Annotated in this window: 1 rRNA gene; it reads left to right on the top strand. The window is 52.9% G+C overall.

The window, feature by feature from the left end:
- Positions 1-1125: ribosomal RNA gene (locus AC2FNU_RS24760) — 23S ribosomal RNA — on the top strand; the annotation flags it as partial.

The raw sequence follows: 1125 nt of genomic DNA, 5'->3' as shown, positions 1-1125 counted from the left end.
GGTTGAAGGTAAGGTAACACTTACTGGAGGACCGAACCCACATCCGTTGAAAAGGATCGGGATGAGCTGTGCCTAGGGGTGAAAGGCCAATCAAACTCGGAGATAGCTGGTTCTCTGCGAAATCTATTTAGGTAGAGCGTCATCCGAATACCCCGGGGGGTAGAGCACTGGATGGGTAATGGGGCCCCACAGGCTTACTGATCCTAACCAAACTCCGAATACCCGGGAGTACTAGATGGCAGACACACTGCGGATGCTAACGTCCGTAGTGGAGAGGGAAACAACCCTGACCTACAGCTAAGGCCCCCAATTCATGGCTAAGTGGGAAAGCAGGTGGGACGACCAAAACAACCAGGAGGTTGGCTTAGAAGCAGCCATCCTTTAAAGATAGCGTAACAGCTCACTGGTCTAAATAAGTTGTCCTGCGGCGAAGATGTAACGGGGCTCAAGCCATGAGCCGAAGCTTAGGATGCCGTAAGGCATGGTAGCAGAGCGTAGTGTGACATAGAACTCATCCGTATTTGCATCCTCTTGGGTGTAATGACGGATCGAGTTCTTTCGATGAAGCCGGCGCGTGAGCGATCCGGTGGAGAGATCACTAGTGAGAATGATGACATGAGTAGCGACAAAGAGTGTGAGAGACACTCTCGCCGAAAGTCCAAGGGTTCCTGCTTAAAGCTAATCTGAGCAGGGTAAGCCGGCCCCTAAGCCGAGGCCGAAAGGCGTAGGCGATGGGAACCAGGTTAATATTCCTGGGCCAGGAGGATGTGACGGATTGCAGGTGTAGTTCAACCTTATCGGATTGGTTGGGCTGCTGAGCAGTTCCTGGAAATAGCCCTCCATCAGACCGTACCCTAAACCGACACAGGTGGACTGGTAGAGCATACCAAGGCGCTTGAGAGAACGATGTTGAAGGAACTCGGCAAAATACCTCCGTAAGTTCGCGAGAAGGAGGCCCGGTTCCTAGGCAACTAGGGGCTGGGGGCACAAACCAGGGGGTGGCGACTGTTTATTAAAAACACAGGGCTCTGCGAAGTCGCAAGACGACGTATAGGGTCTGACGCCTGCCCGGTGCCTGAAGGTTAAAAGGAGAGGTGAGAGCCTTGAATTGAAGCCCAGGTAAAC

The organism is Ruegeria sp. BHSB064, assembly GCF_059613205.1.
The sequence above is the reverse complement of the archived record's forward strand: the minus strand, read 5'-3'. Positions and strand labels throughout refer to the sequence as shown.